Source organism: Pseudomonas sp. MF08817 (assembly GCF_059862705.1).
Genome location: NZ_JCBCUY010000026.1, coordinates 65,671 through 88,780, shown reverse-complemented (window position 1 = coordinate 88,780; position 23,110 = coordinate 65,671). Strand labels below are relative to the sequence as shown.

General features: G+C 62.4%; 21 protein-coding genes and 4 pseudogenes. 6 read left to right on the top strand and 19 right to left on the bottom strand.

Annotated elements, in window-relative coordinates; all coding sequences use genetic code 11:
- Positions 1-125: 125 nt before the first annotated feature.
- Positions 126-440, bottom strand: a pseudogene (locus tag AC19YR_RS17205) (LysR family transcriptional regulator); the annotation flags it as partial.
- A gap of 286 nt (positions 441-726) precedes the next feature.
- On the opposite strand from AC19YR_RS17205, the gene AC19YR_RS17200 reads away from it, so the two are divergent.
- From AC19YR_RS17200 to AC19YR_RS17190, 3 genes and pseudogenes are all read left to right on the top strand, one after another.
- The gene (locus AC19YR_RS17200; RefSeq protein WP_500599384.1) at positions 727-1,494 is read left to right on the top strand and encodes a sulfite exporter TauE/SafE family protein; all 768 of its coding nucleotides are present in this window, start codon (positions 727-729) and stop codon (positions 1,492-1,494) included.
- A gap of 40 nt (positions 1,495-1,534) precedes the next feature.
- Positions 1,535-1,714 (top strand): annotated as a pseudogene (locus AC19YR_RS17195) (cytochrome c); the annotation flags it as partial.
- 207 nt (positions 1,715-1,921) lie between these two features.
- Positions 1,922-2,506: a DUF6630 family protein gene (locus AC19YR_RS17190; protein ID WP_500599382.1), complete on the top strand. Its 585-nt coding sequence runs from the start codon at positions 1,922-1,924 to the stop codon at positions 2,504-2,506.
- 131 nt (positions 2,507-2,637) lie between these two features.
- On the opposite strand, the gene AC19YR_RS17185 is transcribed toward AC19YR_RS17190, so the two are convergent.
- The 4 genes from AC19YR_RS17185 to AC19YR_RS17170 all read right to left on the bottom strand — a co-directional run bounded on the left by AC19YR_RS17185 (position 2,638) and on the right by AC19YR_RS17170 (position 5,616).
- Entirely contained in the window at positions 2,638-3,156 is a 519-nt protein-coding gene (locus AC19YR_RS17185; protein WP_095110487.1) for a cysteine hydrolase family protein, read from the bottom strand.
- Between the two features lie 222 nt (positions 3,157-3,378).
- Positions 3,379-3,540, bottom strand: coding sequence for a DUF2986 domain-containing protein (locus AC19YR_RS17180; RefSeq protein WP_095110579.1), 162 nt, complete (start codon positions 3,538-3,540; stop codon positions 3,379-3,381).
- A 78-nt stretch (positions 3,541-3,618) separates the two neighbouring features.
- The gene (locus tag AC19YR_RS17175) at positions 3,619-4,098 is read right to left on the bottom strand and encodes a VOC family protein (protein WP_500599380.1); all 480 of its coding nucleotides are present in this window, start codon (positions 4,096-4,098) and stop codon (positions 3,619-3,621) included.
- A 279-nt stretch (positions 4,099-4,377) separates the two neighbouring features.
- Positions 4,378-5,616 carry an MFS transporter gene (locus AC19YR_RS17170; protein WP_500599379.1) on the bottom strand — a complete coding sequence of 413 codons (1,239 nt, stop codon included), beginning with the start codon at positions 5,614-5,616 and terminating at the stop codon, positions 4,378-4,380.
- 133 nt (positions 5,617-5,749) lie between these two features.
- Between AC19YR_RS17170 and AC19YR_RS17165 the strand changes: the two genes are divergently transcribed.
- Positions 5,750-6,220: a winged helix-turn-helix transcriptional regulator gene (locus AC19YR_RS17165; protein ID WP_500599377.1), complete on the top strand. Its 471-nt coding sequence runs from the start codon at positions 5,750-5,752 to the stop codon at positions 6,218-6,220.
- Here AC19YR_RS17165 and AC19YR_RS17160 read toward each other — a convergent pair whose 3' ends face one another.
- From AC19YR_RS17160 to AC19YR_RS17105, 12 genes and pseudogenes are all read right to left on the bottom strand, one after another.
- Entirely contained in the window at positions 6,221-6,946 is a 726-nt protein-coding gene (locus AC19YR_RS17160) for a methyl-accepting chemotaxis protein (RefSeq protein WP_371856248.1), read from the bottom strand.
- Positions 6,947-7,078: 132 nt separating this feature from the next.
- A pseudogene (locus AC19YR_RS17155) lies at positions 7,079-7,834 on the bottom strand (MCP four helix bundle domain-containing protein); the annotation flags it as partial.
- Between the two features lie 178 nt (positions 7,835-8,012).
- Positions 8,013-8,708 (bottom strand): tRNA (adenine(22)-N(1))-methyltransferase, encoded by a 696-nt coding sequence (locus tag AC19YR_RS17150; protein ID WP_500599375.1) that lies wholly within the window; start codon positions 8,706-8,708, stop codon positions 8,013-8,015.
- A gap of 73 nt (positions 8,709-8,781) precedes the next feature.
- A complete protein-coding gene (locus AC19YR_RS17145) occupies positions 8,782-9,075 on the bottom strand; it encodes a hypothetical protein (protein WP_500599374.1) in 294 nt (97 codons plus the stop codon).
- A 67-nt stretch (positions 9,076-9,142) separates the two neighbouring features.
- Complete coding sequence (locus AC19YR_RS17140) at positions 9,143-9,295, bottom strand: hypothetical protein (protein ID WP_176465145.1); 153 nt, start codon at positions 9,293-9,295, stop codon at positions 9,143-9,145.
- Positions 9,296-9,432: 137 nt separating this feature from the next.
- Positions 9,433-10,125, bottom strand: coding sequence for a response regulator (locus tag AC19YR_RS17135; protein WP_095110479.1), 693 nt, complete (start codon positions 10,123-10,125; stop codon positions 9,433-9,435).
- The gene (locus tag AC19YR_RS17130) at positions 10,122-12,812 is read right to left on the bottom strand and encodes a DUF4118 domain-containing protein (protein WP_500599371.1); all 2,691 of its coding nucleotides are present in this window, start codon (positions 12,810-12,812) and stop codon (positions 10,122-10,124) included. The genes AC19YR_RS17135 and AC19YR_RS17130 overlap by 4 nt, the downstream gene beginning before the upstream one ends.
- A gap of 55 nt (positions 12,813-12,867) precedes the next feature.
- A complete protein-coding gene (gene kdpB / locus AC19YR_RS17125) occupies positions 12,868-14,934 on the bottom strand; it encodes a potassium-transporting ATPase subunit KdpB (RefSeq protein ID WP_095110477.1) in 2,067 nt (688 codons plus the stop codon).
- 11 nt (positions 14,935-14,945) lie between these two features.
- Positions 14,946-15,590 carry a potassium-transporting ATPase subunit KdpC gene (gene kdpC, locus AC19YR_RS17120; protein WP_095110476.1) on the bottom strand — a complete coding sequence of 215 codons (645 nt, stop codon included), beginning with the start codon at positions 15,588-15,590 and terminating at the stop codon, positions 14,946-14,948.
- Positions 15,591-15,604: 14 nt separating this feature from the next.
- Positions 15,605-17,308: a potassium-transporting ATPase subunit KdpA gene (kdpA, locus tag AC19YR_RS17115; protein ID WP_500599369.1), complete on the bottom strand. Its 1,704-nt coding sequence runs from the start codon at positions 17,306-17,308 to the stop codon at positions 15,605-15,607.
- Positions 17,309-17,466: 158 nt separating this feature from the next.
- Positions 17,467-17,565 (bottom strand): K(+)-transporting ATPase subunit F, encoded by a 99-nt coding sequence (kdpF, locus tag AC19YR_RS17110; protein WP_095110474.1) that lies wholly within the window; start codon positions 17,563-17,565, stop codon positions 17,467-17,469.
- Between the two features lie 142 nt (positions 17,566-17,707).
- Positions 17,708-18,154: pseudogene (locus tag AC19YR_RS17105) on the bottom strand (GNAT family N-acetyltransferase); the annotation flags it as partial.
- Positions 18,155-18,245: 91 nt separating this feature from the next.
- Between AC19YR_RS17105 and AC19YR_RS17100 the strand changes: the two are divergent.
- The gene (locus tag AC19YR_RS17100) at positions 18,246-19,835 is read left to right on the top strand and encodes a RimK family ATP-grasp domain-containing protein (protein WP_500599366.1); all 1,590 of its coding nucleotides are present in this window, start codon (positions 18,246-18,248) and stop codon (positions 19,833-19,835) included.
- A gap of 622 nt (positions 19,836-20,457) precedes the next feature.
- On the opposite strand, the gene AC19YR_RS17095 is transcribed toward AC19YR_RS17100, so the two are convergent.
- Entirely contained in the window at positions 20,458-20,910 is a 453-nt protein-coding gene (locus AC19YR_RS17095; protein WP_095110471.1) for an Lrp/AsnC family transcriptional regulator, read from the bottom strand.
- Between the two features lie 175 nt (positions 20,911-21,085).
- Between AC19YR_RS17095 and AC19YR_RS17090 the strand changes: the two genes are divergently transcribed.
- Positions 21,086-21,703, top strand: a complete 618-nt coding sequence (locus AC19YR_RS17090) for a LysE family translocator (RefSeq protein WP_095110470.1) — start codon at positions 21,086-21,088, stop codon at positions 21,701-21,703.
- On the opposite strand, the gene nosR is transcribed toward AC19YR_RS17090, so the two are convergent.
- Positions 21,695-23,059 (bottom strand): response regulator c-di-GMP phosphodiesterase, NosR family, encoded by a 1,365-nt coding sequence (gene nosR / locus AC19YR_RS17085; protein ID WP_095110469.1) that lies wholly within the window; start codon positions 23,057-23,059, stop codon positions 21,695-21,697. The genes AC19YR_RS17090 and nosR overlap by 9 nt on opposite strands.
- Positions 23,060-23,110 lie beyond the last annotated feature (51 nt).

Sequence of the window (23,110 nt, the reverse complement as noted above, 5' to 3'; positions counted from 1 at the left end):
CGCAGTGGTTGCCGTTGAAATAGCATCACCATAATGGTGACGCGCTCCTGGGTACTCAGGTGGTTGTATTGGGTAGACATGGCAACACCTTACATCAGGCGTTGCACTTGCTCCTTGAGACCGCCCAGCCGTCCTGTCGCGCAAGATTCTATCGCACCAACACTCAATATCCCCGATGGCATCGAACTGGGTTCCAGCGCCCTGCGAGCTTCTTGGCACAACGATAGAATTTTGTTTGTATAGGTCAGAAACAACACACCTGACGGGCTGATAATCAGCCCTCTACCTTTTCTTATAAAAAGCGATACTCCTAACTCACTTTCGAGGAGCTTTATCCTATTTGTTATATTTGAAGGAACACAATGCAATAGCTCAGACGCTCGAACGATACTGCCTTGCTCGGCAACTGTTTTGAACATGGTTAATTGCGAGAGCTCCATTAGCCAACCGCTCATTTAAAATGAATGATCGGCTCACTATAAATCACTTGTGATTGCCATATCAACCAACTAATTTAATCGAGTCCGATTCGCGCAGGAAATTTCAACCAGCGCCCAAAGGATGATAAAGGCGAAATCATGAGTTCGACATCATTGCAAAACCGTTCGACGTTATTGACCACTCAATTACTCAGGAGGCTCAATAATGCGAGTGGCGGCATAGTCTCCGAGTAAAATGTCGTCAGATCACCTTGTCATGATTACAAGTACTGGCTGGATGATTGATATGCACATTGAATACGCCTTGGTTGCGTTAGGTTTTTTTGCATTCTGTGGTGGCCTGATTGACGCTGCGGTTGGCGGTGGAGGCCTGGTACAGGTACCAGCACTTTTGCATGCCCTGCCCCAGTACAGCCTGGCCACTGTTTTTGGAACCAATAAGCTGGCCGTACTGTCGGGCAACCTATCATCCATACTCACCTATGTAAAAAGAATAAAGATCATCTGGAAGCTTATGGTTCCAATGATGATCTCGGCGTTTGCATTTGCATTTCTTGGCGCAGTTTCTGTTTCGCTCGTACCTAAAAAATTCATGGAGTATGTAGTATTCATTATTTTGATAGCCATGGCGGCCTATACATTTGCCAAGAAGGATCTAGGCCGTGTTCATTTAAAGCAGAACTACCGAAGAAAGGAAATCCTATTAGGAACTTGTTTTGGGGGGCTCATCGGATTTTATGATGGTGTATTTGGGCCAGGGAGTGGAAGCCTTCTGCTTTTCGTTTTCGTAAAAGCCTTCGGCTTCGACTTTTTAAATGCATCCGCTTCGGCAAAACTGGTCAACTTAGGTACGTTCATTGCGGCGCTTATGTTTTTCATCCCATCGGGCAATGTGTTATGGACAATCGGGGGAGTGGTCGGGATTTGCAATATTGCGGGCTCCCTCACAGGCACGTTTTTGGCGCTGCGCTATGGAAGCGGCTTTATCCGAGTGTTCTTTTTGATTTTGCTCGTGTTTTTGATAGGCCGAATGGGCATCTCTATATTTTTTTAAAAAACCACAACCTATCTTTTACCGTAAAGGGCAGCCTATGGAACGATTACATGACTACACAGGCGTTATTGCCTCGTCGATCATACTTCGCCCCAATGGAGATTCGCCCCCTAAAACCTTGCAAGAGAATGGAGCCAAACTATCTCCACACGCTTGGAGCGTTCAGGACCTGCGCGATTTAAATCAATACATGAGTGGGGTGATTTTTAAATACCGATGAATCTTTGCCCCTTGCCCTTGAGCCATGCCGTCCCCACTGATTTTCCCCGTGCCGGAACCTTTCATGGCAGGCAAGTGTCGATCACAGGCAGATACAAACCCGCAACAGGTCAACAAACTTCACGGCGTGCCAGTTAATTCGACAGCGGTAAGCCTCGATCGGCAGCCACTATTTCAGTTGTAACTTCACGGTGTTCCAGGGAGTGGTATGGGTTTATTAGATCGGTTGTTTGGTGGGCGTTTTACCATGCCGCCACCTGAAGAAACCAACCTCAGCGCCTCGGCAATCATGAAAGAGCTACGGCCTGAGCAAGCTGACCCCGCGCAGAAAAAAGCCCTCGAAGCCTTTACCCAGGCGCTGGTCGCTGTCGTTCCGGAAAAAGAAGGCGCCAGGCTTGTGCGGCGTGTCATGCGCAGGTTCGCAATGGGTGACGACCCGTCCGGCGCCCTCACCGAGGGGCTGCTGAATGACTCAAAGGGGCAAAAACTTGAACACCTCGTTCTAATGAGCATGGATTGGAGAAGTCATGACGTGTTTGAGTATCAGGCGCCGTATCTGGTTCGCGCCCAGGACCTGACAGAGCCCTACGTTTATGTGCCCAAAGAGGCTACATCGATACCCGAGGTACTCGACAACTTTGATCGATGGTTGGCGCAGTTTGGTAAGCGTTATTTTCACTTGGACGACGGAGGTGAGAATTACAACGGGTTTATTGGTGACGCCGATCGAGTAGCGCACATTATTGAACTGGCCGAACGGGCAGGCCTAAAAGTCAGCCTTGAGAGTTCTTAAAGGTCCAAGTGCAAAAGCGAACCGGGCGGTGGCCGACCTGTTGTGCCAGGACAGCGGCGAAGCGTTGATGTGATGCCCCCCTGCCCCCAAAACAGACAGATCGGCCCTCCTGTGGGCCGATCCGCCCGCCCTTAGAAATGCCAATCCTCAGCCCGTAGGACGCGGCAGAATGCTCCCGCCAGCGTTGTGTTGTGGTGAGCGATTATTGCGTCGGCCTTCAGCGCCGGGGTGTCTGAGCAGGTATGGCCATCGGCGATCAGCACCGCCTCGAACCCCATATCCCGGGCGGCGCGGCAGGTGCTGTCGACGCAATACTGGGTTTTCATTCCCGAGACCACCACACCTTCCACGCCACAGGCGCGCAGATGATCGGCCAGGGCCGTGTTGACGAAGGCGTTGGGCCGGGTTTTCTCGAAAACCACTTCGTCGCCCTGTAGCAGCAGCTGCGGGACCAGTTGCGTCAATGGGCTTCCCGGTTCGATCGGTGAGCCGGGCGGGCCCACATGGCGGGCGAGAAAAATCGGCGCGCCGGCGTTCCGGGCGCTGTTTAACAGCGTATTGAGGGTGTCTAGCAGCGCTTCGCCGGCCCAGGGTTTTTCCGGGCCATGAAACAAGCCCACCTGCATATCGAGAATCAACAGTGCGTACATGGTGCTTTTCCTTGCGTTTTGGCCAGCGACGCAAGGGCAGAAAAAAGGCCCTTTCCATCACTGGCGGGCCTTTGAAGTGTGTGGGTTATTGGCTCACGGCACCTCTCACGACTCGCCTTTGGCGGTCGTGGTGGTCGTGGTCAAGAGAGCGGGCGATTGATTCATGGCATTGACAGTAGCTGCGCGGCCCTGAGCGAGCAAGCGCTTATTGGCATTGGGCCATCAGCTCTCAGAAGGCATGATGGGATCATCACCCGCCTCAGTGGCCATTTTCAGGCGGTCGGCTTTGCTGATGTATTTAGGCTTGTTCTGCGGGGCCAACTTGGCGCTGGCCTTTTTGGCATGGGCCTGTAGCAGTTGCTTGATCTTTTTACGACGGTTCATCTTTTCTGCTCGGCGGGTCGATGGCGTGATGGTATCAGTTTGGAGCATCGAGCCATCAGGCTTATGCCCCCCTGCAACCTACCCCTTCACCGCCGCCTCGATCCTGGCGATATCAATCTTGCCCATCTCCATCATCGCCTCGAACGCACGTTTGGCCACCGCCGGGTCCGGGTGGCTAATGGCTGCCGTCAACTGGCGCGGGGTGATTTGCCAGGACACGCCCCACTTGTCCTTGCACCAGCCGCAGGCGCTTTCCTGGCCGTCGTTGGCGACGATGGCGTGCCACAGGCGATCGGTTTCGGCCTGGTCATCGGTGGCCACTTGAAACGAAAACGCCTCGGTCGGTTTGAACGCCGGGCCACCGTTCAGGCCCAGGCAGGGTATGCCCATTACGGTGAACGCCACCGTCAGCACATCGCCCTGCTTGCCCGCCGGGTAGTCACCGGGCGCGTGGTGGACTGCGTTGACGGCGCTGTCGGGGAAGGTCTGGGCGTAGAAGGTCGCGGCTTCCAGCGCGGCGCCATCGAACCATAGGCAGAGGGTGTTTTTGGCGGTCATGTCGGGTTTCCTCGATTGGGGTTGCCCTGTGGATTCTAGTCGCTGGCCACTGCGCCCATGGGCGATGGTGCCGCCCTTCATCAGGCCGCCACCGCCCTGCCCCTGGTGCGCGACGGTTTGGTGCTCGGGCCCCTTGCCCACGCGGCGCTGTGGCTGGATCGGCTGCTGGCCGGGCAGTGTGGTGGCGGTGTATCGCGGTGCAGACGCCGGTGCTACCGCGTGTTGCGCCACCTTTGCGGCGGGGGCCGATGAAGGCGCCGTGGAAGCGAGCGCGGTGCATCAGTTGCAACAAGCGTTGCGCCAGCGCTCGTAGAGCCACATCAACAGCGCCACGCCACTGATGCCGGCACCCAACGTGCTAACGGCGCCCCAGCCCCAGCGCCCATAGACCTGGGTCCCGGCCACGGCGCCCAGGGCGCTGCCCAGGGAATAGAAGCCCATGTAGGCGCCGACCATGCGGCTCTGGGCGTCGGGCCGGGCGGCGAAAATCAGGCTCTGGCTGGTGACATGCACGGCTTGCACCGCGAAATCGAGGAGGATCACCCCGCACACCAGGGCGAGCAGCGAAGTTTCGGTAAAGGCGATGGGCAGCCAGGCCAGCAGCAACAGCCCCAAGGAGATGCCCGTCACCCGTTGCCCCAGGCCTTGGTCGGCCCAGCGCCCGGCGCGCCGCGCGGCGAGCGCACCGGCCACGCCCGCCAGGCCGAACAGGCCAATGGCCGTGTGGGACAACGACCAGGGCGCGGCGCTGAGCGGCAGCACCATGGTGGTCCACAGCACCGAAAACGCGGCGAACACCAGCAAGGCCAACAGCCCCCGCGCCCGCAGCAACCGGTCGCTGCACAGTAGCTGGAACAGCGAGCCCAGCAGCGCCCGGTAAGTCTGCGTGCCCTTGCCGGCCACAGTGGCCGGGGCCACTTTCCACAGCACCGCCGCGATCACCAGCATCAAGGCCGACGATACGAAATACACCGCACGCCACCCCGCCAGGTCAGCGACCAGCCCCGAGGTGAAGCGCGCCAGCAAAATGCCCAGGACGATGCCACTGGTCACCGTGCCCACCGCCTCGCCCCGTTGCGCGGGGCTCGCCAGGGCGGCGGTGTAGGCCACGAGAATCTGCACCACCACCGCCAGCAACCCCACCACCATCATCGCCGCCAGCAATGCCAGCCATTGCTGCGCCGCGCCGGCCGCCGCCAGTGCCAGTGCCGACAGCAGCACCAGGGTCAGCACCAGCCGTTTGCGGTTGAGCAGGTCCCCCAGCGGCACGATAAACAGCAGCCCCAGCCCATAGCCCACCTGGGTCGCGGTCACCACCATGCCAACAGTGGCCGCGGCCACGCCCAGGCTTTGGGCGATGCTGTCGAGCAGGGGCTGGGCGAAGTAGACATTGGCCACCGCCAGGGCGCAGGTCACCGAGAACAGCCAAGTCAGGGCCGGCGACAGGCCCTGGGCGGGCCGTGCCAGCGGCGTGTGAAGGGCAACGCATTGGGGCTCTGAATCAACATGGGCTTTCATCTGCACTTCCGCGGGGCTAAGCTGGTTTCAATTGGCAACTAGATTGGCATTGTTAACCCATCAGGTTTCAAATCGCAACCACATCCTCGAAAGCCCTGCCCATTGCGGCAATGCTCTGCACAAGGTAAACACCATGGCCCTAGAAGCCCCCCAGCCCACTCGCGAATGCCCGGTGGCCCGAACCCTGGAAGTGCTGGGAGATCGTTGGTCACTGCTGATTATTCGCGACGCATTCGACGATATTCGCCGCTTCAGCGAGTTCCAGAAAAGCCTCGGCGTGGCCAAGAACATCCTCGCCGCACGGCTTAAAAACCTGGTGGAGGTGGGCCTGTTGCAGGTGCGCCCCGCGTCCGACGGCAGCGCCTACAAGGAGTACGTGCTCACGGCCAAGGGCCGCGAGGCGTTCCCGCTGATCGTGTGCCTGCGCCAGTGGGGCGAGCGTTTTCTGTTTACCCCTGGGGAAACCCGCTCGGTGTTGCTGGACAACGCCACCGGGCAAGCGCTGCGGCCCCTCGTGGTGCAATCCGCCAGCGGCCGCGCCCTGGGCCCGGCCGATTGCCACCGGCAACGCTGGGTCGACGGCCAGGCGCCGGCCGCTGAGTAATCACAGGCGAAAGCGGTCCACCGATTGCGCGAGCTGGCCGGCCAGTGCCGAGAGTTCGTCGGTGGTGCCGGCCGTTTGGCCGATGACCCGGGTATTACCGGCGGACATGTCGGCGATCATCTCCACCTGATGGGCGATTTCGTTGCTGGCCAGGCCCTGCTCGCCAATGGTGCGGCTGATGTCGTTGACCAGTTGGGTGGTGCTCAGGGTGGCTTCGAGGATCTCGCGGATCGCCCGCTCCACATCCGCCGTCACCGCCATGCCCTTGTCCACCTGGGCCACGCCCGCTTCCATGCTGGTCACCGCTTCGCGGGTGCTCGTTTGGATACGCGCCACCATGGCGGCGATTTCCTGGGTCGAGGCACTGGTGCGCCCCGCCAGGCTACGCACTTCGTCGGCCACCACGGCAAAACCGCGGCCCTGCTCACCGGCCCGGGCGGCTTCGATGGCGGCGTTGAGCGCCAGCAGGTTGGTCTGGTCGGCGATGCCCTTGATGACTTGGATGATGCTGAAAATCCCCTCGGACTCCTTGTCCAGGGTGCGGATCACCTGGGCCGATTCCTGGGCCGAACGGGCGATGCCGTCCATGTCGCTGACCACTTGATGGATCACCCGCCCGCCGTTCTTGGCCAGGGCTTCGGCCTGGTTGGCCATCTGCAGCGCATGTTGGGCGTGGCGGGTGATTTCTTCGATGCTGGCGGTCATTTGGCTGGTGGCGGCCGACATGGTCCCCGCCGCCGCGCTTTGCTGCTGGCTGCTGGCCGCCACCTCATGGCAACCGCTGCTCAACTGCTGGGTCATGCCCGAAACGCCCTGGGCATTGCTGCGCACCACCTCGATCATGCCGCGCAGGTCACGCTGCATCACCGCCAGGCTGCGGATGAGCATGCTCGCTTCATCGCGGTTGGCCGGCTCCGGGATCGGTTCGCTGAGGTTGCCGTGGGCGATGCTGTCGGCAATCCGCCGCGCCACCTGAAGCGGGGCCATGATGCTTTTGGTCACCCAAACCCCCTGGGCCACCACCAGCAGCAAGCACAGCGCCAGCACCACGGCCAGGGTCAGGTTGGCACTGTGCACCGCCGCACGGGTGCGCTCGCCACTGGCCTTGGAGTTGCTCTCGATCAGTTCGCTCAAGCTGGCCATCTGCCCTTCCAGCTCGGTAAACGCCGTGCTGAAGCCGCCCAGTTGCTGTTGGGCCGCCTCCGGGTCGTCCAGGGCCAGGGCGACTATCCGCTCGCCCGAAGCGATGTAGGCGTCGAGGCTGGGCTTGAGGTGGGTCAGGGCCGCTTCGAGGGTGTCGTTGAGGGGCAGTTCCAGGTTGTCCCCCAGGGCCTTGCGAAAATTCGCCGCGTGTTCATTCAGTGCCGTGAGCACTTCATCGCGGCTGCTGACGCTTTTGTTAAGCCCCACCAGCATCGCCGCCAGCACGTCGGCGCGCAGGGCGTCGTGCATCATGTCGGCTTCCAGGTGATTGCTCAGGGCGGTCATGCTGGTTTCGCTGTCGAGCATCGCGACCTGCATGCGTTCATTGCCCAGGTAATTGACCAGGCCAACGATGAGGACGGTGAGCACACTGGTGCCGATCAGCAGCAACAGACGGAGTTTTATAGTCATCCTTGGGCCTTCTGCGGTGAGGGAGCGACGCGGGCTGCTGCGTGCGGCGATATCAGGCTTATCGGCCGCAGTCACCGGTCATTGAAGACTATTTGTAGGTTTTCGCCGCTTGAAGGCCAGGCAATCAGAAAGTTTGCTGTAGGCAACCGCCCCAAGCCCCCCCCCCCCGGCTCCCGCCTCAGGCCAGCACCTCGGCGATCCACCGCGCCTGGCGCGCGATGTCCCGTACCTTCGCCTCGGGCAGCGCTTGCCGGGCCCGGGCCAAATGGCTCAACACCCGTTGTTTCTGGCGCAGCAGGCGTTGCCACTTGAGCAAAAACGCCGGGCTGCGGGCTTGCAGTTGCAGCGGGCCGAAGTACAACTGCTGGGCGCTGTAGGCCACCGGGGCACCGCGTTCGGCGACGATGATTTCGTAATCGAAGCGGTTCTCGCGCAGCACCTCTTCGCCGACGATGCGGTAGCCGTTGTCCATCAGCCATTGGCGCAGTGGCGGCTCGCCGCCGTTGGGTTGCAGGATCAGCCGCTCCCGGCCGCTCAAATGCGCCTTGCCCGCCTCGAGGATGTCGCGGATGGTTTCGCCGCCCATGCCGCACAGGCTGATGGCGCTGATGTCGTCGTGCGCCATGATCGCCCCCAGGCCATCGGCCCGGCGCACGCTGATGCGCTGCGCAAAGCCGCTTTCGTGCACGGTGCGCTGGGCGGCGTTGAACGGCGTCAATGCCACCTCGCCCGCCACCGCCGCCGCGATGGCGCCCCGGGCCATCAACGCCACCGGCAGATAGGCGTGGTCCGAGCCGATATCGGCCAGCCGCGCGCCGGCCGGCACGTGGGCCGCGACGCGCTCGAGGCGCATGGACAAGGTCTGTTCGTTCAACGGCGTTCCCCTTTTCAGCCCAACCGCCCCACACCGCTGGCGGGGCCGGGGCGCGATTCTGTCGGGCCAGGGGCTATTGGGCAAGCTGCGCCGCTTGCACCGGCACCCAGCCTTTTTTCAGGTAGTCCTGGGTCACGATGTGTTGAATACGAAAGGCGTAGACCAACGGCAGGCCAACCACCGGTAACAGCAACCACGGCGGCCCGGCCAACAGGCCGATACCATAGGCAACTATCCAGAGTGCCAAGTGCGGCCAGAGTTCTGCGTAATACAAGTAAATAGGCCCAAAAAACACCACCGCCAACACTTGATCCGTGCCTATTTCTACCACTTTGGCCGAGCCGGGCTTGCGATAATAACGGGCCATGATGAGAGTCCCTCAACCCAACTTAACGTTGCATTCACTGAAACTAAGATTTTTAAACCAGCGAAACTTACTTTTTCACGCCTTGCGGCCTGGCGGGCTTTGCACCCGGCTTTGCGCGCTTTACGCCATGCTGTTTGCCCAGGTACTCGAACACAAGCGAGGCCAGGCCAAACACGCCAATCATGGACATAATCAACCATCCAAGATCTTCGTTACTCATAATAAACCTCAGGCTTAGACACTTAGACAACGCCATCATAAGTCGCTCATCTTTATATACAAGCGACTATACGGTTTCTTTACGGGCAATAATTAGTTCTCTACAGGCAGTGTACGAGCCCATTGGCGAATGGCGGATTAAAGGCCCACCAACCGATAACCCACTTGCAACTCGGTAATAAAGTGCTGCGGCTGCGCGGCATCCACTTCCAGTTTTTGTCGCAAGTGCGCCATGTGTACCCGCAAATAATGAAACCGCTCCACATAATCGAGCCCCCACACTTCCAGCAATAACTGGCGATGGGTCATGACCCGGCTCTGGCCGCGGATCAGCGCGCACAGCAAGCGGTATTCAATGGGTGTCAGGTGCACCAGCGCGCCGTCGCGGCGCACTTCGTGGGTGGCCAGGTCCACCGCGATGCTGCCGAAGGTCACTTGGCTGGTGGCGGCCACGTTGCCGGTCAGCACATGGCGGCGCAGTTGCGCGCGGATGCGGGCCAACAGTTCCGGCACGCCAAAGGGTTTGACCAGGTAATCATCGGCGCCCGCATCCAGCGCCGCGACTTTCTCTTCCTCGCGGTCACGCGCCGACAGCACCAGGATCGGCACCGCCAGCCAGCCGCGCAGTTCGGTTATCAAGTGCTTGCCGTCGCCGTCGGGCAAGCCCAGGTCAACGATCACCAGGTCCGGTTGGCGGCTGGCGGCGTGGATCAGCGCGCGCTTGACGCTGTCGGCCTCGAATACCTGAAAACCTTCGTCCTGCAGGGCAATGCCGACAAAGCGGCGGATATTGGCCTCGTCTTCAACGATAAGGATGCGAGCACTGGTCATAGGGTTTCCATGGTCGGCGGCTGCCCCGCCGGTAAGGTGATGATGAAACGGATGCCCGTGCCGGTGTGGGGCACAGCCTCGATATGGCCGCCATGGGCTTCGACGATGCGCCGGCTCAGGGCCAGCCCCAGGCCGATGCCCGCCACAGGCGATTCCTGGCGCCCGCGGGTGAACGGCTCGAACAGGGTGTTCAGGGAACTGCCCTCGGGGCAACCCGGCCCGTTGTCGCTGACCTGCAAAATCAGGCTGTCGCCTGCGGCCCGTGCCTGGACTTCGATCAGGCTGCCGGCGGGAGTGTACTTGGCGGCGTTGTCCAGCAGGTTGACCAGCACCCGCTCGATCAGCAAGGCGTCGACCTCCACCAGCGGCAACTGCGGGGCCATGGCCGTGCGTACCTCATGCCGGGCCAGAGGCTCGCGCAGTTGGCGCAGGGCGCTGCCGACGATTTCTTCCAGTGAATGCCACTGGCGGTTCAAACGCACCCCGCCCTCCTGCATGCGCGCCATGTCCAGCAGGTTTTCGATCAGGCGCTGCATGGAGCTGGCCTGCTCGTGGATACCGCCGAGCAAATCGCGCAGCGGCCCGGGCGGGGCATGGGGGGCGGCCGCATCCGCCGCGCCCATGATGGTGGTCAGCGGCGTGCGTAAGTCGTGGGAAATGGCGGCAAGCAAGGTGTTGCGCATGCGTTCGCCCTCCATCTGCACCAGGGTGCTTTGCGCCACTTCGACGTAGTGCACCCGTTCCAGGGCGATGGCCAATTGGCTCATGCAGGCTTCCAGCAGGCGCCGTTCCTGGGGGTCGCTCAGGCGTTCGGGTTCGGCCAGCGCCAGCACCAACACCCCACGCACCCGCATCGGCGCCTTCAGCGGCCAGTAGCAGCCCTGGGCGGCGGCCAGGGTGTCGGTGCCCTGGCCGGCCGGTTGGCCATGGTCATAGGCCCATTGGGCAATGCTTTCATCCACCGCAAAAGCGCCGCCGACGCCATGCACGCGGTCGTCCAGATCCGGCAGGGCCAGGCCGACCCGCGCCTCGAACACGCCGCTGAAGGTGCGCAGGGCCACTTCGCTGATCTGCTCCACCGTCAATGCCGCCGAGAGGTCGCGCGCCAACCGTGCCAGGGACGTGGCCCGGCGCTCGCGCGCCGCCGCGCTGCGGGCCTCGAACCGCAGGCGCGCGGTGAGTTGCCCGGTAATCAGGGCGATGCCCAGCATCAAGGCGAAGGTGAAAAAGTATTGGGTGTCGTTGACGGTGAATGACAAGCGCGGCTGCACGAAAAAGAAGTCGAAGCACAGCACCGCCAGCATCGCCGCCCACACGCCGGGGCCGCGCCCCCAGCGCAGGGCCACCAGTACCACGGTGAGCAAAAACAGCATGACCACGTTGGCCGGGTCGAACACTTGCAACAGCAGCGCGGCCACCGCTGTGGCGGCAAAGCACGCCAGGCTGGCCCATAGGTAGGCCGGGGCGCGGCTGGGGGCCAATGCGCCCTCGACCTTGGCCTCCGGCGCCGCCGCCCGCGGCAACGGGCCATGGGCGATGACAATCTGGTCGATCTGCGGGTGACGGCGGCTGATGCGGTCGCTGACCGACTGATGCCAGAACTGCCAGACCTTGCGCGGGCAGTGCCCCAGCACCAAGCGGTTGGCGTTGTGCTCACGGGCGCAGGTCACCAGGGCCTCGGCCACATCCAGGGCGCTGAGGGTGGTGGTGTCGGCGCCGAATTCGGCGGCCAGGGCCAGGGTTTTCATGGCGCTGGCGTAGCGGTTCGCCGCCGCGCCCCGGCGTTGCGGGCCGCTGACGTGGACGACAATCCAGTCCGCCTCCAGTTTTTGCGCCAAACGCGCCGCTTCGCGCACCAGGCGCTCGTCCGAGGGGTGCCCCGCCACGCCCACCAGCAGGCGTTCGCGGGCCGGCCACAGGGTGATGATCGAGCGTTCGCGGCGGTAGTCGCGCATTTGCGCATCGACCCGGTCGGCGGTGCGGCGCAGGGTCAACTCCCGCAGCGCCAGCAGGTTGCCCTTGCGAAAGAAGTTGCGCGAGGCACGCTCGGCCTGGGGCGCCAGGTACACCTTGCCATCCTTGAGCCGGCGCAGCAGGTCGTCGGGCGGCAGGTCGATCACCAGCACTTCATGGGCGTTGTCGAACACGTGGTCGGGCACCGTCTCGCGCACGCGTATGCCGATGATGCCGCTGACGATGTCGTTGAGGCTTTCCAGGTGCTGGACGTTGAGGGTGGTCCACACGTCAATGCCGGCGCGCAGCAGTTCTTCCACATCCTGCCAACGCTTGGGGTGGCGTGAACCGGGCACGTTGCTGTGGGCCAGTTCATCCACCAGCAACACGTCGGGGTGGCGCGCCAGGGCGGCATCCAGGTCGAACTCGCTCAGGGCGCAGTCGCGGTGCAGCATGCTGCTGCGCGGCAACACCTCCAGGCCTTCGAGGCGCTCGGCGGTGTCGCGCCGGCCGTGGGTTTCTACCACGCCGGCGACCACATCGCGGCCCTGGCGCTGCTCCTGGCGGGCGGCGCTGAGCATGGCGCAGGTCTTGCCCACCCCGGCGTTGGAGCCAAAGTAGATGCGCAGCTTGCCCTGGCGGGCGGCATGCTCTTGTTGTTGCAGTTTTTCCAGCAGGGCGTCCGGGTCGGGGCGCCCATCTGGGGAAACAGTAAGGGTGTCGATGACAGCCATGGCAATCCTTGTGAAACGGCAACGGCGCCTTCGCGGCGCCGTGCAGTCAGTCCTTTCAGACCAGGCCGAGGCCGGTCAATAGCATGTCGATAAGTTTGATCCCCGCAAAGGGCACCAGTACCCCGCCCAACCCATAGATCAGCAGGTTGCGATTGAGCAGCGCCGCCGCGCCTATGGCCCGGTAAGCCACGCCCTTGAGCGCCAGCGGGATGAGGAAGACGATAATCAGCGCATTGAAGATCACCGCGCTGAGGATCGCCGAGTTCGGGCTGGTCAGCTGCATCACGTTCAACGCCCCCAGTTGCGGGTAAGTGGCGACGAAAGCGGCCGGTACGATAGCAAAATACTTGGCCACATCGTTGGCCACGCTGAAGGTAGTCAGCGCGCCGCGGGTCATGAGCATCTGTTTGCCCACTTCCACCACCTCGATCAACTTGGTCGGGTTGCTGTCCAGGTCGACCATGTTGCCCGCTTCCTTGGCAGCCTGGGTGCCGCTGTTCATCGCCACCGCCACATCGGCCTGGGCCAGCGCCGGGGCGTCGTTGGTGCCATCACCCGTCATGGCCACGAGCTTGCCCTGGGCCTGGTAGTCGCGGATCAATTGCAGCTTGTCCTCGGGGCGCGCCTCGGCGAGGAAGTCATCCACCCCCGCCTCCACCGCGATGGCGGCGGCGGTGAGGCGGTTGTCGCCGGTAATCATCACGGTTTTGATGCCCATGCGCCGCAACTCGGCGAAGCGCTCCTTCATCCCGCCCTTGACGATGTCCTTGAGCTCGACCACCCCCAGCACCTGGGCCCCGTCGGACACCACCAGCGGCGTACTGCCACGGCGTGCCACTTCATCGACCTTGGCCTGCAACGCCTGGGGGAAGCTGCCGCCCAGGGCCTCGATATGGGCGCGAATGGCATCGGCCGCGCCTTTGCGCAATTGCCGGCCACTGGGCAGGTCAACACCACTCATGCGGGTTTGCGCGGTGAAGTGCACGAAGCTGGCCTGCAACGCCTGCAAGTCCCGGGCGCGCAGGTCGAACTTCTGCTTGGCCAGCACCACGATGCTGCGCCCTTCCGGGGTTTCGTCGGCCAAGGAGGCGAACTGCGCCGCATCGGCCAGGTCCGCTTCATTGATACCGGGCGCGGGCAAGAATGCGCAGGCCTGGCGGTTACCGAGGGTGATGGTGCCGGTCTTGTCCAGCAACAGCACGTCCACGTCGCCGGCCGCCTCTACGGCGCGGCCGGAGGTGGCGATGACATTGGCCGACATCATCCGGCTCATGCCCGCTACCCCAATGGCTGACAACAGGCCACCGATGGTGGTGGGAATCAGGCAGACCAACAACGCCACCAGCACCGTGGCGCTGACCACGCTGCCGCTGCCGCTCATGGCCACGGCAAAGATCGAGTACGGGCTCAGGGTCACGATCACCAGCAGGAACAGGAACGTCAGGCCCACCAGCAAAATGGTCAGGGCCACCTCGTTGGGGGTTTTCTGCCGTTTGGCCGACTCGACCATGGAGATCATCCGGTCCAGGAACGACTCGCCGGGGTTAACGCTGATACGCACCACCAACCAGTCGGACAGCACCCGGGTGCCGCCGGTGACCGAGGAAAAGTCCCCGCCCGCCTCGCGGATCACCGGTGCCGACTCGCCGGTGATGGCGCTCTCGTCCACCGAGGCCACACCTTCGATCACCACCCCGTCCAGGGGCACCAGGTCGCCGGCCTCGATCAGCACCACGACGTCCTTGCGCAACAGGCTGGCCTCGCTCGGCGCCCAGGCACTGCCGTACTTGGGCTGCTTGAGCACCTTGGCCAGGGTCTGGCGCTTCATGCTGCGCAGGCTGGCGGCCTGGGCGCGGCTACGGCCTTCGGCCAGGGCCTCGGCGAAGTTGGCGAACAACACGGTGAACCACAGCCACAGGGTGATGCTCAGGATAAAGCCACTGGGGGCTTCGCCAGCGCCGCCCAAGGATTGCAACCACAACAGGGTGGTGAAAATGCTGCCCAGGTAGACCACGAACATCACCGGGTTTTTCCACTGCGCCTGGGGTGCCAGTTTCTTGAAGGCATCCAGGCAGGCAGTCAGCACAATGGTGCGATCGAACAACGGTTTTTTGCTACGCATGGTTGTGTCTCTTACTCACTGGCCGCGAGAGGTTGCTGATGCACGGGAGCCTGTGCATCGAGCGCGAGGTTGAGTTGCAGCACATTGACCCGAGGCTCGCCCAAAAGGCCCAGGGTGCGCTGCTCGGTATGGGCCTGAACCTGCTTCATCAGCTCGGCTTCAGGCACCTTGCGCAGGCGTGCCACCCGCGCCACCTGGAGCTGGGCGTTGGCCACGGAGATGTGCGGGTCCAGGCCCGAGGCCGAGGCCGTCACCGCATCCACCGGCACCAAGGCATCCGGCGCCAGGCCGTTGAGTTGGCGGTAGTCCTGGGCGCGCTGAGCCACCTGGTCGATGAGTTTCTGGCTGGTCGGGCCCAGGTTGCTGGCGCCACTGGAGCCAGCGTTATAGGGCTTGTCGGCGGTCATGCTGGGGCGCCCTTGGAAGTATTCGGGGCGCGAGAAGTGCTGGCCGATCACGGCGGAGCCGATTACCAGGCCATCACGTTCGATCAGGCTGCCCTGGGCCTGATAAGGGAACATCACGTTGGCCACCAGGGTGGTCGCCAGCGGATAGCCCAGGCCCGTCAGCAGCAGGAAAAACCCCGCCGACACCAGCACCGGGCGCAACAGCCCCTTGACCAGCGGTTGGGTCTTGATTGCAGTTTGAGTCGTCATCACACAGCCCCTTATTAGTACGTCTGGCCGGACAGCAATTGCAGTTGCTCCACCAGCGGCCCCAGCGCGAGCGCCGGCAGGAAAGTCAGGCCACCGACCACCAACACCACGAACACCACCAAAAACATGAACAGCGGCGTCGCCGTAGGAATGGTGCCGGCACCGGCCGGGATGTTTTTCTTCATCGCCAGGGAACCGGCCACCGCCAGCATCGGCAGCATGGTAAAGAAGCGCCCGATCAACATGGCCAGGCCAATGGTGGTGTTAAAGAACGGTGTGTTGGCATTGAGCCCGGCGAACGCCGAACCGTTGTTGGCCGTGCCCGAGGTGTAGGCGTACAGCACCTCGCTGAACCCGTGGGGGCCAATGTTGTTGAGGCTTTTGAGGGTGTCGGGCCACAGCGCGGCGATGGCGGTGAAACCGAGGATGCTGATGGGGTGCGCGAGCACCGAGAGCATCACCAGTTTGATTTCCCGGGCCTCGATCTTCTTGCCCAGGAACTCGGGGCTGCGGCCGATCATCATGCCCACCAGGAACACCGTCAGCAGCGCGTACTGGATCAAGTTGATAAAGCCCACGCCGTCGCCGCCGAACACGCAGTTGAGCATCATCTGCGCCAGGGGCACGAAGCCGCCCATGGGGGTCAGGGAGTCGTGCATCGCGTTCACCGAGCCGGTGGTGGCGCCGGTGGTGGTGGTGACGAACAGCGCGGTGTCGGCGATGCCGAAGCGCAGTTCCTTGCCTTCCATGTTGCCGCCGCTCTGGCCGGCAGACAGCACCTGGTCGGCGCCGGCCTGGGCCAGCAGCGGGTTACCGCTTTGCTCGGCGCTGTACACCACGCTCAAGAAGCCGATGAACATCACCAGGAAGGTGCCGAAGAACACCCAGCCCTGGCGGCGGCGCAGCAGCATGCTGCCGAAGGTGTAGGTCAGGGCCGACGGGATCAGCAGCATGCTCAGGATGTGCAGCGCGTTGGTCAACGGCGTCGGGTTCTCGAACGGGTGCGCGGCGTTCATGCTGAAAAAGCCGCCGCCGTTGGTGCCGATGTGCTTGATCGACTCGAAACTGGCCACGGCCCCGACAATCAGTTGCTGCTGCGCTCCTTCAAGGGTGGTGGCCAGCGCCTGGGACGCCAGGGTCTGCGGCATGCCCTGCCAGACATACACCAACGCCATGGCAAAGCACGCCGGCAACATCACGCGGTAGAGGATGCGGGTGAAGTCCACCCAGAAGTTGCCGATATCCGCCGAATTGGAACGGCTCAAACCGCGAATGAAACCTGCCGCGGCGACCACCCCGGAGGTGGCGCCCACGAACATCAGGAAGGTAATCACCGCCATCTGGCTGAAGTTCGACAGGCTGGTTTCGCCCGAGTACGCCTGCCAGTTGGTGTTGGTGATAAAGGACGCGGCGGTGTTGAACGCCAGGTCCGGGGTTTGCGCCGCCAGTTCCAGCGGGTTGAGGGGCATGCTGCCCTGCAGGCGCAACACCAGGTAGCCGAGCAGCATCATCGCCGCGTTGGCCAGCAGCAGTGCGCTGGCGTAACGGGCCCAGCCCATGGTTTCGCGCGGGTCGATCCCCAGCAAACGGTAAGTGCCGCGTTCCAGCAAGGCATGGCCCGGCCCGGTGAACACCCGGGTCAGCCATTTGCCCATCAACACGGCCAGCACGGTCATAAGACCGAGCATCACCGCAAATTCCAGCAGATTGCTCAACATGTCGATGCTCCGTTCAAATCTTGCCCAAGGCGCCGATGCCCAGGGCCGTCGCGCCAAAAAACACCAGGGTCAACCCCACGAAAATCAAGTCGTACATTGCCGGTTTCCTTGCTCGGGAAAGCCCCGCAGGGCGGATGAAATAGCCTGTGGACGGGCCATCAGAACTTTTCTGCACGAATCAGGGCGTAGCCCAGGTAGGCGAACAACGAGACGGCGCATACGCCGCTGGCGACGTAGATAAATTGCAGTGTTAACAAGATCGCTCCCCTTATCAGACAGGAGGGGCCGGCAAACCCGGCCCCCGGTGCGCCAGGGAGGTTAGGTGAAGGGGTATCAAGGTCGGACATTGAATGCGGTTAGGCGTATTAAGACGGCATCAAGATGGCCGGCGTGGCGCTACAAAAGGCGCTTTTGCAGGCGCAACGCCGGGCTGTGATCCTCGTAGTAATCCTCCACCCGGGCAAAACGCCGGTAACCCTGGCCCGCATACAGGCCCATGGCCGCCGGGTTGTCGGGGCGCACTTCCAGGCGTAGCCAGGCGCAACCCTGGGCGCGGGCACAGGCCTCGGCCCGTTCGAGCAGTTGCCGGCCCAACCCCAGGCCCCGGCCCTGGGGGGCGACGGCCAGGGAGTACAGGCGCGCCACATCACTGCCCTGGCGAAACAGCACCAAGCCGTAACCCAGCAACGCCTCCCCCGCCTGCACCAGCATCAGGCTGGCGTGGGCACGGCTGAGCATCCAGCGCAAGCTGCGGGCGCTGAGGCGGTCATGGGTAAAACACTGCTGTTCCAGGGCCAGCAACCCTGGCAGATCACCCAGGGTTGCAAGGCGAAAGTTTAGGTTCATAGCACACTCGTAAAAGTTGCGTAACGAAACGGGACTTGCTCGAAAGTTCATGCTTTATAGGCAAGAACCTGTTCTCAAACGGACTCTTTCTATGTCAGCGGTACAAGGTGAGTGGCGCGCAGTATCCGAGCAAAAACAGCTCGCGACAATATCCAAGCCTCGTTATTTAACCGAGGTCAATCGCAGTAGCAGCCAACTGGTAATTATTGTCGAGCGCAAAGAAGACTGGACCTCATACTTCCCCAGCGAAGACCTGATGACGGCCCAGCAGTACCTGGAAAACCCCCAGGAGGGGGATGGTGCAAAACGCACCCAGGTCATCAACCTGTGCCGCAATTACAAGTACCTGGGCTACGGCTATTACTGCTCACTGCTGGCTGAAGCCCGCGGCCACCGGGTCATCCCTTCGGTGCGCACCATCAGCGAACTGACCCGCAAGTCCCTCTACGGCCTGGCGCTGGATGACTTGGACAAGGCCCTGGAAAAAGCCTTGAGCAATCATCTTTACAGCAATACCGAAGGCTTTACCCTGACCCTCTACTTCGGCAAAACCAATCTTGAACCCATGCAGGAGTTGGCCCGTCAGTTATTTGAAGCCTTTCCCTGCCCGGTGCTGTTAGTTGAGTTCCGTAAAACCACCAGTTGGCATATAGAAGGTATAAAACCGGGCACGCTGCACAAGTTACGCGAAGACCAGGAAGATCAATTCGCCCAGGCGCTGTACAACTTCAGCCGCAAGATCTGGCGCCTGCCCCGTTCGCGCCGCGTGGCCCGTTATGACCTGGCGATCTTGCACGACCCGCAAGAAGCGATGCCGCCCTCCAATGCCAAGGCCCTGGAGAACTTCATCCGCGTCGGCCGGGGCCTGGGCATCGACGTACAACTGATCGAAAAAAAGGACTACGCGCGCCTCGCCGAATACGACGCCCTGCTGATCCGCGAAACCACCAGCGTCGATAACCACACCTACCGCTTCGCCAAAAAAGCCGAAAGCGAAGGCCTGGTGGTCATGGACGACCCCACCTCGATCCTGCGCTGTACCAACAAGGTGTACCTGGCCGACCTGCTGCAAAGCCATCGCCTAGGCATGCCGGCCACCGAAATCCTGTACAAGGAACGACCGCAGGACTTCGCCCGGGTGGCCGAGCGCTTGGGCTTTCCCCTGGTGCTGAAAATCCCCGATGGCTGTTTTTCCCGGGGGGTCATCAAAGTCGAAAACCAGCAAGCCTTGCTCCAGGCCACCGCCCAGTTGTTCGAGCACTCCGTGCTGCTGCTGGCCCAGGAGTTTTTCTATACCGAATACGACTGGCGCATCGGCGTGCTCAACCGCAAACCGATCTTCGCCTGCCAATACTTCATGTCCAAAGGCCACTGGCAGATCTACAACCACAAGGCCCGGGCCCAGGACATCAACGGCGAGTGCCGCACCCTACCGGTCCACGAAGCGCCACGGGCGGTGGTGGAACTGGCGGTGAAAACCGCGAACCTGATCGGCGATGGCCTCTACGGCGTGGACCTCAAACAGTCGGGGGACCAGGTAGTGGTGATTGAAGTCAACGACAACCCGAACATGGATGCCGGCATCGAAGACGCCTACTTGCAGGATGACCTGTATGCCCTGGTGCTGGAGGAGTTTGTCCGCCGCCTTGAACTCAAGCGCCGGGGACAGGCTTGGGGGTGAGGGCGGCCCTGTGGGACCTGGCTTACCCGCGATGGCGGTCTTGAAATCGCCATCGCGGGCAAGGCCCGCTCCCACAGTGAACGGTGATGCGGGTGGGATTTTCATTTTTCCTCTGTGGGAGCGAGCCTGCTCGCGATGGCGGCATTCCAGCTGCCAGAAGTGCATCGCCTGCCCCGGCCTCATCGCGGGCAAGGCCCGCTCCCACAGTGAACGGTGGTGTGGGTGGGATTTCCATTTTTCCTCTGTGGGAGCCTGCTCGCGATGGCGGCATTCCAGCTGCCAGAAGTGCATCGCCTGCCCCGGCCTCATCGCGGGCAAGGCCCGCTCCCACAGTGAACGGTGATGCGGGTGGGATTTCCATTTTTCCTCTGTGGGAGCGAGCCTGCTCGCGATGGCGGCATTCCAGCTGCCAGAAGTGCATCGCCTGCCCCGGCCTCATCGCGGGCAAGGCCCGCTCCCACAGTTGAACGGTGGTGTGGGTGGGATTTTCATTTTTCCTCTGTGGGAGCGAGCCTGCTCGCGATGGCGGCATTCCAGCTGCCAGAAGTGCATCGCCTGCCCCGGCCTCATCGCGGGCAAGGCCCGCTCCCACAGGGATTAGGGCCGGGCCCGGCCCCCCACCTCACAACGGCAATGGCCGATCCTGCACCACCTGCTTCATCACCAATGTGGAAGTCAGCCGCTGCACGTTGGGCAAGGTCGACAGGCGCTCATCGTAAAGCCGTTGGAAGGCCGGCAGGTCCTGGGCAACCACCTGCAGCAAGTAATCCGGTTCGCCGAACAAACGCTGGGCGGTGATGATCTGCGCGATGTCCAGCAGGGCTGTCTCGAACGCTTCCACTGCGGGCCGGTCGCCTTCACGCAGGGTCACAAAAACCATGGCGGAAAAATTCAGGCCCAGGGCGGCCGGGTCCAGTTGGGCGCGGTAGCCCAGCAGCACGCCGGCCTCTTCCAAGGCCCGCACGCGGCGGTGGCACGGCGACAGGCTCAGGCCGACCCGCTCGGCCAGTTCGGTAACGGAAAGGCGACCGTCCTTTTGCAGCTCAGCAAGAATTTTTCGGTCTGTGCGATCCATTGAGAATAATCTCCCCTTTTTTTGAGCTATAGCGATTCACTTTGAAAGTAAATTCTACGCCTCTTTCATTATTCTTCTTCCACCTTTAATCACCGCCCCGGCCAGCCCGGGGCGGCTCATCGGGTGGGAGCGAGAATATGCCGACAGCGGCGGATCAGCGAGGGTGGGTAACGCCATGACCCTCAGTGTGTTGGCGGCCTTCTGGGCCGTATCGGTGTTGTTCATCATTACGCCGGGGGCCGATTGGGCCTACGCGATCTCGGCGGGCTTGAAGGGCCGCGTGGTCATGCCGGCCGTGGGCGGGCTGTTGGCCGGGCATGTGGTGGCCACCCTGGTGGTGGCTGCGGGGGTCGGCACTGTGGTGGCCAATCACCCACGGGTGCTGACGGCGCTGACGGTGGCCGGGGCAGGCTACCTGCTCTGGTTGGGTATCAACCTGCTCGCCCACCCGTCGGTGCCTCACGCCGATGACGGCCAGGCCACGCGCTCAGGCCAACGCTGGGCATTCAAGGGGTTTTGCGTGAGCGGGTTGAACCCGAAGGTGTTCCTGCTGTTTTTGGCCCTGTTGCCCCAGTTCGCCGACGCCACGGCACCCTGGCCGGTGCCCGTGCAAATGATGGCCTTGGGCCTGGTGCATATCCTCAGTTGCGCACTGGTTTACCTGCTGGTGGGCTTCGGCGCCCAGGCCGTGCTCGGCGCCCGCCCCGTCGCCGCGAAGCGGGTGAGCCAGGTGTCCGGCGCGGCCATGATGGTCATTGCCTTGGTGCTGCTGGCGCAGCAAATCCTAGGCTAGGCCGGCGGCTTGCTCGTGCCCAGGCGCAGGCTCGGGCACCCGCACAAACACGCTGTACTTACCCGCTTCCATGGCCTCGAAGGCGATGAGTTTATCCACCAACGCGGTGCTCAGTACCTTGCCGGCGTTGAGCAGAAGCATGCCGTTGTCGGCGTTGAGGTTACGTACCAGGACCATGCCCGCGGCCAGTTCGCGGGTGCCGAGCACCACCACCGTGGGATCGGACAGGCTGACGTCGCTGAGGAAATCGGCGCACACCTTGACGAAGTCTTCCACCAGGTCCGGGTCGTACAGCCTTCCTGCGTATTTGCGGATGAACAGCAAGGCCTCGGCGCTGTTCATTTGCCGCTCCAGGATCAAGCCGCGCTGCAACTCGATGAAGTCCACCGCCAGTTTCAGCCAGCGCGCGCCCAGGGGGATGGCTTCGCCGCGCAAGTGATCGGGAAAGCCGCTGCCGTCCCAGCGTTCCTGGTGGTGGAGGATGATGCGCGCCGCGTCTTTCATCGGCTCCAGGGTCATCAGCAGCGACTCGCTCTGCTTGGGGTAGGCGCGGTACAGGTCACGTTCGGTGTGGCGCAGCAGGTCGGCCGGGGCGGTCATCATGCCGTCGGTCCAGCTCAGTTTGCCGATGTTGTAGAGCGCGGCGGCCATGGTCATGTCGCGGCTGTCGGTTTCGCTCAGGCCGTGGGTTTTGCAGTACACGCGGATCAATTCGATGATCTGCCGGTTGGTCTGCTTGGCCTTGGGCAGGCGCAGGTTGGCCAGCAAGGAAAACACCTCGGTGCCGGTCACATAGCTGCGCTTGAGCTCTTCATAGGCCAGGTCGAGCATGTCGGCGGTTTGCTGCAACTCGGCGGTGCGCGCCGCCACGCGTTTTTCCAGGGTGGCGTTGAGGCTGCGCAGTTGCTCGTTTTGCTCGCGGGCCAAGGCTTGCAGGCGTTGGCGCTCGTCTTCGGAGTGGTGGTGGGCCAGGGCCTGGCGCAGGGTCACCAGCATTTCGTCGTCGTTCCACGGTTTGCTGAGGTAGCGGTGGATCTGTCCTTCGTTGATGGCCTTGGCGATCAACGTCATGTCGGCATAACCGGTGAGCAGGATGCGCAGGGTCGAGGGATAGCGCTGATGGACGTGCGCCAGCAAGGTGGCGCCATCCATGCCCGGCATGCGTGCATCGCTCATGACCACGTCCACCGGCCGCTGCGCGAGGATCTCCAGGGCCTTTTCCCCGCTGTCGGCCAGCAGGATCTCGTAGGGCTGGCTGCGCAGCAGGCGGCGCAGGCTATTGAGAATCGATTCCTCGTCGTCCACCAACAGCACGGTGGATTTGCGCTCGAGCCCGTCGTTGAGCTGTTCTTCCATGGTTCTCCCCCTTTCCAGACGGCCACCGTAGCGCGGATGCGCGACAGCCTA

Bases quoted from the DNA above. Each gene is read 5' to 3' on its own strand.
- AC19YR_RS17200 (WP_500599384.1), top strand. From the start codon at position 727: ATGCACATTGAATACGCCTTGGTTGCGTTAGGTTTTTTTGCATTCTGT.
- AC19YR_RS17190 (WP_500599382.1), top strand. From the start codon at position 1,922: ATGGGTTTATTAGATCGGTTGTTTGGTGGGCGTTTTACCATGCCGCCA.
- AC19YR_RS17185 (WP_095110487.1), bottom strand. From the start codon at position 3,156: ATGTACGCACTGTTGATTCTCGATATGCAGGTGGGCTTGTTTCATGGC.
- AC19YR_RS17180 (WP_095110579.1), bottom strand. From the start codon at position 3,540: ATGAACCGTCGTAAAAAGATCAAGCAACTGCTACAGGCCCATGCCAAA.
- AC19YR_RS17175 (WP_500599380.1), bottom strand. From the start codon at position 4,098: ATGACCGCCAAAAACACCCTCTGCCTATGGTTCGATGGCGCCGCGCTG.
- AC19YR_RS17170 (WP_500599379.1), bottom strand. From the start codon at position 5,616: ATGAAAGCCCATGTTGATTCAGAGCCCCAATGCGTTGCCCTTCACACG.
- AC19YR_RS17165 (WP_500599377.1), top strand. From the start codon at position 5,750: ATGGCCCTAGAAGCCCCCCAGCCCACTCGCGAATGCCCGGTGGCCCGA.
- AC19YR_RS17160 (WP_371856248.1), bottom strand. From the start codon at position 6,946: ATGTCGGCCGCCACCAGCCAAATGACCGCCAGCATCGAAGAAATCACC.
- AC19YR_RS17145 (WP_500599374.1), bottom strand. From the start codon at position 9,075: ATGGCCCGTTATTATCGCAAGCCCGGCTCGGCCAAAGTGGTAGAAATA.
- AC19YR_RS17140 (WP_176465145.1), bottom strand. From the start codon at position 9,295: ATGAGTAACGAAGATCTTGGATGGTTGATTATGTCCATGATTGGCGTG.
- AC19YR_RS17135 (WP_095110479.1), bottom strand. From the start codon at position 10,125: ATGACCAGTGCTCGCATCCTTATCGTTGAAGACGAGGCCAATATCCGC.
- AC19YR_RS17130 (WP_500599371.1), bottom strand. From the start codon at position 12,812: ATGGCTGTCATCGACACCCTTACTGTTTCCCCAGATGGGCGCCCCGAC.
- kdpB (WP_095110477.1), bottom strand. From the start codon at position 14,934: ATGCGTAGCAAAAAACCGTTGTTCGATCGCACCATTGTGCTGACTGCC.
- kdpC (WP_095110476.1), bottom strand. From the start codon at position 15,590: ATGACGACTCAAACTGCAATCAAGACCCAACCGCTGGTCAAGGGGCTG.
- kdpA (WP_500599369.1), bottom strand. From the start codon at position 17,308: ATGTTGAGCAATCTGCTGGAATTTGCGGTGATGCTCGGTCTTATGACC.
- AC19YR_RS17100 (WP_500599366.1), top strand. From the start codon at position 18,246: ATGTCAGCGGTACAAGGTGAGTGGCGCGCAGTATCCGAGCAAAAACAG.
- AC19YR_RS17095 (WP_095110471.1), bottom strand. From the start codon at position 20,910: ATGGATCGCACAGACCGAAAAATTCTTGCTGAGCTGCAAAAGGACGGT.
- AC19YR_RS17090 (WP_095110470.1), top strand. From the start codon at position 21,086: ATGACCCTCAGTGTGTTGGCGGCCTTCTGGGCCGTATCGGTGTTGTTC.
- nosR (WP_095110469.1), bottom strand. From the start codon at position 23,059: ATGGAAGAACAGCTCAACGACGGGCTCGAGCGCAAATCCACCGTGCTG.